We start from the raw sequence: 6,387 nt of genomic DNA, 5'->3' as shown, positions 1-6,387 counted from the left end.
CGCAATCCTGGAATCAGCAATGCCTCTTCAGGGCAAGCTACTTTTTCCGCAGCCTGTTAAGTCCCTCACATAAAAACGCCGCTCAGATCCCGGCCGCCGAATTGTTGCCGCCCCCGCTCGAACGAAACAGGCGCGAGCGTGATATGAAGCGCCATAGAGCGTGTGGATGGCGAGCGGCCAGTGAAGCGAATGCAGGCCATTGTCCGGTGCGGCGCAGTTCGCCAAGGCGGTGGGCGTCGGCGTAAAGGACCTGCCAACGCCGGCCTTGCAGAAGGGTTTCCATCGTCGAGGAATCGATGGTCTCGCCATAGTCCGCAATCAGGCTGTCCATGATCTCGACGCGGGTTTGCGGCGTGAACCGCGTGCGGGTGCCCTGGGACCGCGCACCGCTCACCTGGCCCAGCTGCGTCGTGTAGACATAGAAACCCCGGCGATCGAGAATGCCGCGAGCGCCTGACAGCAGGCAGCGCGCATAGAGATCGAAGTCCTCGGCGAAGCGCAGTCGCTCCGAATAACGCAAGGCGTTATCCATGATGAAGGCACGGCGCATCATGGGCTTTAGAAAGCCGAACTTGAGCGGCGATCCCGGCCTTTCGGCATGGATCAGTTCCGAGATCGAGACCGGCGATATGCCGGTATGCTGGAAGGACTGGCCGGTTTCCTTGCCCTCCTGATCGTCGTAGTAGATCAGGCCGTCGAACACGAAATCCGCAGCGCGTTCTTCTGCGAGCGCGGTCAAGACCGCAAGGCGTTCCGGCTTGAAGGCATCGTCCGCATCGAGGATGGCAAGCCACTCGCCGCGGGCCTCACCGATGCCGATATTGCGGGCGACACTGGGGCCGCCGTTGCACGCGGTTCGCAGGTTCCGCACGCGCGGATCGCGCTGCGACCATTCGCGCAGGCGCTCGGCGGTATCGTCGGTCGAGCAATCGTCGATCGCGAGAAGCTCCCAATCCTGGAAGGTCTGGTCGCGCAGGCTGCCGATCGCCCGGTCCAGAAAGGCCGAGGCATTGTAGCATGGCATGATGACCGAAACCTGGGGCATGCAATCTCCGCTTTTATCAATGGGCCTTGATCAATTGGCATTGCCCGCCCTGCTCTAACCGTGCCCTCGCAGGCTGCGCTTGATATTCGCGATCGTCCGGTCGCCCAGAATGCCGAAAGCGGCGGCCTTGACCAGACGTTTCACGGCACCGCTCTTCGTCTCGTTGCGGCGAACGTAGCTGCGCCGCGCGGCGGAAGTGTCGCCGGGCCAGACCATCCGCTGCCCTTCTATGCTGAGTACCGGACGTTCGCTCAATTCGGCTATTTCCTGCGCCTGCCTGTCTTCGCTTTCCACGAAGAGGCCCGCGCCCGTCTTCACATAGACCGAGGCCTTGAAGCTGGCATGGGCGCGCTGGCGCCGTCGTTCCTCGGCGGACGGCAGATCCAGCATCCAGAGATGCTCGTACTTTACGCCGTTTTCGGCAAGCCAGCGCTCGGTCTCGGGGCGGTATTTCTCGAGCCTGCTGGTCACGAGGTGCTTGATCGGCACATTGGCACGCAACAGCGGCTTTGCGGTCAGCAGGAAAGCGCGATACTTTTCGCCGTCGTCGTTCTGGGCATGCTCCGGGTCGTGGCAGAGGATCCCGTCGATGTCAAAGCAGGCGTCTGCGAGGCGCTTGTGGCGCATCAGGTTCCATTCGAAGATGCGCGGAGACGGCACTGCCTCGAAAACCAGGTCGGCATCCTCGTGGACGGCCTTGGTACCATAGACGGCGAGGTAGGTCGCGGGAATGTCCGGCGCGATCGCCCTCACCCGTGCCTGGACATCGCGCATGGATTCGCCAGAGGCGATGCTGTCGTCCACGATGAGGACGCGTCTCGGCCGCACATTGCCATCGATCGTCTCGCGGGCAGTGCGGCCCAGGGTGGGCGCCCTTCCCTCAAGGTAGCTTTCCAGATCCAGCAGGGGCTTGTGAAGCTGAACCGCCAGGAGGTTGGCGGGCAGCAGGCCGCTGCGCGGGATGCCCACGATCAGGTCGACGTCTTCGGGTATGGCGTGGGCGTTGAAGAACACGGTTTCCGCCAGATCCGCAAAGGAGCGATATTCCATGGCTTATTCCTCGAAATGGCAGGATCAGGCCGGTTTCAGGTAGAAGGCTTTCACGGTTTCCCGCACTTCGTCGCTGAGCAGGTTTTCGGCGGTGGCCCGCGCGGCATCGCCCAGCGATTGCCGAAGTTCCGGTTCCGCCTTCACCCGCATGAGGAGATCCAGGGCCTCCTGCGTCGTGTCGAACAGCAGGCCGTTTCGGCCATGCTCGATCACGGACGATGCACCGGAGGTGCGATCGGTCACCACCGGCAAGCCGCTGGCCATCGCCTCGATGATCACCCGGCCCCATGGCTCGGCCCATTGGGGCGAGGTCCTGTAGAAGAAGCAGTCGAGCGAGCGGAGGAAGTCGGTCGCCTTGACGCTGCCGATGGGACGCATGTGGACCCGGCCGGAAGGGAAAGGCACGGCCTGCATGGCGGCCGTGGCGCCCAGTACATCGATCTCGCAACCGGCCGCGTCGAGATGGCGATAGAGGTCCATGTCCTCGGGATGGTGCTTTTCCGGCGCGTCGCGGCTCAGACGGCCGAGGCGAAAGCTGTCCCGGCCCGACCGGTCTACCGGAACGAAGGCTTCGAGATCGACAAGCGAGGGCTCGACGGTTCCCCGATAGGGCACCTGATCCGCGAGTTCCTGTGAGCAGAACACGATCTCCGGCTCTATCCCGCAAGTCTTGCGGATGAGATCGACTTTCTCCGCCAGTCGCTGCGGATCGGGCGTATTGTAGGTAAGGATGACCCGCGAAGGCCGGGCGAGCCGGATCCAGTGACTGATGTTGAAATAGACGCCGATGAAAACCAGCGTTCCGCCGCGCGGGAACGACAGGCGGCGCGTGTCGATCCCTTTCATCCTTATCCCGGTGAAGGCATCCGAAGGGGCCTCCCGGAAATGCCAGACCTGCAAGTCGGCAGAGCCCTGAAGCTGCCGGTAGAGGCTGGCCGTGCGCCACTCGCTGCCTCCCGAGGGATTGAGCATCGGATTGACCAGATGGATTTTCGGCAGCGCGCTCATTGCGGCGCGATCCTTTTCTTCAGGCCAACCGCGAGTTTCGCCAGCGGCCGACTGAAGGGAGACGAGAGCCCGAGCAAAACGGCAAATTGGAGGGGATTGTGCAAAGGCTGGAAATGCTTCCACATTCCGGGCCTGACGCGCTGGCTCTTCGCCGTGCGCAGCGCGTAGAGATAGGTTTCGCGGTTAGCCAATCGGATCAGCAGGTTACGTGTCGATCGTGGTTCGCCGTCGAGCATCGAGCGGATCGTTTCGATCATGCAATGGCACACGTTGTCGTGCGACAATGAGGTTACCATGTTCTGCGAGTCCTTGAAGTAGACCGCCGTGCGGACCGGCTTTATCGCCACCCTTCCCTGCCTTGCGAGCCTCAGCCACAAGTCCTTGTCGCCGCCGCGTCGGCAGCGCTGATCGGGAAACAGCCCTGCCTCCAGAAGTGCGCTTCTTCTCGCCGCGATGGCCGAGGTCCAGACGGGACATTCGCCGTGGTCGAGCCAGGCGCGGACGAAGTCGGGGAAAGCCAGCAAGGCTTCCTTGCCGCCCGTTCGCCGGTAGACGTCCTCGATCACCCGGCTACCGGGATGGATTTCATCGTAGCCCGTGGCAAACATGACCGCATCCTGCGGCGCCGTTTCGATCAATATACTCAATTTTTCCAGATGATTATCGTTCCATTCGTCGTCTGCGTCGAGGAATGCGACGAAGTCCGAGGCCGCCGACCGGATGCCCAGGTTTCGTGCCGCGTAACCGCCGGGGCCGGGCTTGTCGCGGGTCATGACGCGGACGCCGGGATAACTGCGCGCGATCTGCGCACCATCGTCGGAGGAGGCATCGTCGACGACAATAATCTCTGCCGGCGGCACCGTCTGGCGAAGGACGGAATCCAGCGCCCGCCCGATGTGCGGCCCCTTGTTGTGCAGTGGAATGACGACACAGATCGACGTCACGCGAGCCCATCCCGTTCCTGGTGGTGTCGAACCCCGTTTGGCGTGGGGGCGCTTCACGATCAATGACCCATAATAGCTACTGGCGGCACTCTTGAGGTGAGCTAACCCATTGATGCTGCTTCACGAGATGCCGAAACGGGCATGCGCAGCGGGTTGCCGAAATCCTTCGTCAGCGCGGCGATCTGAAGATCGTTTTCCTGCTGGTTGTGATTGTAGAGGCGCTCTTTCTGGGAAGACCACCAGGCGGTCTGGTCGAAACGCTCGCCCACTTTCCGGTAAGGCGTGCCGGCGCGCCGCGCGCACCAGTAGAACCACAAATCGTCCGCCGAGGGCGCGTAGCGCTCGAACAGGTCCTGCCGCACGGCGTCGGGGTGAAGGGAGCCGGGCGGATAGAGAATGCCGCCGATGCCCGTGGGCATAAGATCGACGCTGGGCTGGCGAGCACGATCGTCCTGCACGTCCCATTCCCAGTCATGGTAGGGAACGATCTCACCGGGGCCGCGCTCCTTCAGGCCCCGCTCCTTCAACCGATGCGCACGGTGGCAGGTTATCGCGTCGTGAGGGCCGCCCTGCCCTTCGGCCAGCAGCGTCAGCCAGTCGGGCCGGTAGAACACGTCGTCGTCGGCCGTGGCGATGTAGGCTTCCGGGAATTCCTGGAGCGCGAAGATCAGCTTCTTGTAGCTGCGGGCATCGGTGACGGTACGCAGTTCGATACCCTGTTCCAGCACGTCCCGTGTCTGCTTCGGCAGCGCCGCGATGTCGTTCCCGGCGATCCACAGGACGATCCGATCCGGCACCGTTTCCTGCCGCAGCAGGCTCCTGAGCGTCAGATGCAAGGTTGCATAGCGCGCGGGATAGGAGGTGAGCGAAACGATCAGTTCGCTAGGCAGGCGGTGAGGCCTGCGGTCGCCCAGAGGCCAGTCCTTGAGATTCCGGCGGTACTGTTCCTCGCTCCAGAGCCGGGTGGTCATGGAACGCGGCAGCAACCGGTTCACGATACGCTTTCCAAGGCTGCTCAAAGATCGGTTCCCAGCTTGTTGGCGGTCCTGTCCCAACCCTAGATCAGGGAGCGCCTGCCCGCCATTATACTATGGAGCCTCACCAGGAGCAGCGCGGCGATCAACAAGGGTTAGTGCGCGATCTTAAAGGATTATCGCGCGCTGTAAGCTGCCCGACTAACACTTGCCCCACTTGAAGCGGGGGCACTCTCGGGCCGCCGCGATAGGCCGGAGTGCGGTTATGAAGGACGACGCGTGAACAGCGCCAAGGCACTGGAAGCGAGCCCCGGCTACAAGCGGATCGCCTGGCTGGAGGCCTGCAAGGGGCTGGGCATCATCCTGCTGGTGGTGCTCCATGTCTGCGTGGAGTCCACGGCGGAGATGTCTCCGGCAATCGTCTGGTTTCTCAAGCTGTTCCGCATGCCGATGTTCTTCGTTGTCTCCGGCCTGCTGTTTTCCGCGCGCCCGCCGATGGTGCTTTTCGAGAAGAAATTTCTTTCTTTGATAGTTCCATACGTCGCATTTCTGGCATTGATACTCATCATGATCGCGCTGCGTTCGGCCGTGCTGCACGTGCCAAATCCCTATTTCTCCCGCGAGGGGATCAAGGCGGTTATCCTCGGGGGAGAGTATCTCAAGAGCGACTTCGGCGTGTTCTGGTTCATGACCTGCCTGTTCCTGACGCAGAACCTCTACAACGCCATGCTGCTGCGCTGGAAGGACCCGGCGAGTCCGCAGATCATCGCTGTGGTGACGCTGCTCTATGCCCTTGGATATGCCTTGTGGCTAGCGGCACCCAAGCTGGGTACGCCCCTGGCCATCGGCGTGGTTCCGTTCGGTTTGCCGTTTCTCTGGTTCGGTCATCTGATGAAACAGGGGCGACTGGGCCTCAGAGGCGCGTGGGCGCTTTGCATCATCGTCATATTTATCGCTGTTATTGCAGGACTATACGGCGTTCATTTCGGAATGGATCTGAAATATGCCGAGCCCGGCCCAGCGGTAATCGGAATGGCGCTGGCCATCGCGATCACCTGGCTGTTCTTCCAGCTCATGAAAGCAGTTTGCATGGTTCCAGGACTTTCACGTCCGCTTGACGTGATCGGTGCGGCCTCGATGACGGTGATGTTCCTTCACCAGTTCGTGCATTTCACCCTGCGGGAGATCGGCGTGACTTCCGAACCGGTGCTGATCGCCGCAGGCGTGGCCCTGCCGATGATCTTCTGGCTGATCGTGAAGCAGCACCCTTGGAGCAGCATGCTGTTTCTGGGCACCGCGCAACCGGGACTGGCGCTGCGCCGCCTGGGTATCGGCCAGAGCGCAGCCGGACGGTAATCCCCGCCCT

The 6,387-nt window shown here is 62.1% G+C and carries 6 protein-coding genes; 1 reads left to right on the top strand and 5 read right to left on the bottom strand.

Going from position 1 to position 6,387, the window contains the following annotated elements; translation table 11 throughout:
* Positions 1-82 precede the first annotated feature (82 nt).
* The 5 genes from NTCA1_RS07870 to NTCA1_RS07850 are packed head-to-tail and all read right to left on the bottom strand — an operon-like array spanning position 83 to position 5,042.
* Positions 83-1,045 carry a glycosyltransferase family 2 protein gene (locus NTCA1_RS07870; RefSeq protein ID WP_159829847.1) on the bottom strand — a complete coding sequence of 321 codons (963 nt, stop codon included), beginning with the start codon at positions 1,043-1,045 and terminating at the stop codon, positions 83-85.
* 54 nt (positions 1,046-1,099) lie between these two features.
* The gene (locus NTCA1_RS07865; RefSeq protein WP_159829845.1) at positions 1,100-2,095 is read right to left on the bottom strand and encodes a phosphoribosyltransferase; all 996 of its coding nucleotides are present in this window, start codon (positions 2,093-2,095) and stop codon (positions 1,100-1,102) included.
* 24 nt (positions 2,096-2,119) lie between these two features.
* Positions 2,120-3,103, bottom strand: a complete 984-nt coding sequence (locus tag NTCA1_RS07860) for a glycosyltransferase family 4 protein (RefSeq protein ID WP_159829843.1) — start codon at positions 3,101-3,103, stop codon at positions 2,120-2,122.
* Positions 3,100-4,104, bottom strand: a complete 1,005-nt coding sequence (locus tag NTCA1_RS07855) for a glycosyltransferase family A protein (RefSeq protein ID WP_159829841.1) — start codon at positions 4,102-4,104, stop codon at positions 3,100-3,102. Before NTCA1_RS07855 ends, NTCA1_RS07860 begins: the two co-directional genes overlap by 4 nt.
* Positions 4,105-4,148: 44 nt before the next feature.
* A complete protein-coding gene (locus tag NTCA1_RS07850) occupies positions 4,149-5,042 on the bottom strand; it encodes a glycosyltransferase family 2 protein (RefSeq protein ID WP_159829839.1) in 894 nt (297 codons plus the stop codon).
* A gap of 258 nt (positions 5,043-5,300) precedes the next feature.
* On the opposite strand from NTCA1_RS07850, the gene NTCA1_RS07845 reads away from it, so the two are divergent.
* Complete coding sequence (locus tag NTCA1_RS07845) at positions 5,301-6,377, top strand: acyltransferase family protein (protein WP_159829837.1); 1,077 nt, start codon at positions 5,301-5,303, stop codon at positions 6,375-6,377.
* Positions 6,378-6,387 lie beyond the last annotated feature (10 nt).

The organism is Novosphingobium sp. TCA1 (assembly GCF_009811895.1).
Taxonomy (GTDB): Bacteria; Pseudomonadota; Alphaproteobacteria; order Sphingomonadales; family Sphingomonadaceae; genus Novosphingobium; species Novosphingobium panipatense_A.
This window is presented reverse-complemented; position numbering and strand designations above follow the sequence as displayed.

Excerpts from the sequence above, each read along its gene's own strand:
- NTCA1_RS07870 (WP_159829847.1), bottom strand. The coding sequence starts at position 1,045 with ATGCCCCAGGTTTCGGTCATCATGCCATGCTACAATGCCTCGGCCTTT.
- NTCA1_RS07860 (WP_159829843.1), bottom strand. The coding sequence starts at position 3,103 with ATGAGCGCGCTGCCGAAAATCCATCTGGTCAATCCGATGCTCAATCCC.
- NTCA1_RS07865 (WP_159829845.1), bottom strand. The coding sequence starts at position 2,095 with ATGGAATATCGCTCCTTTGCGGATCTGGCGGAAACCGTGTTCTTCAAC.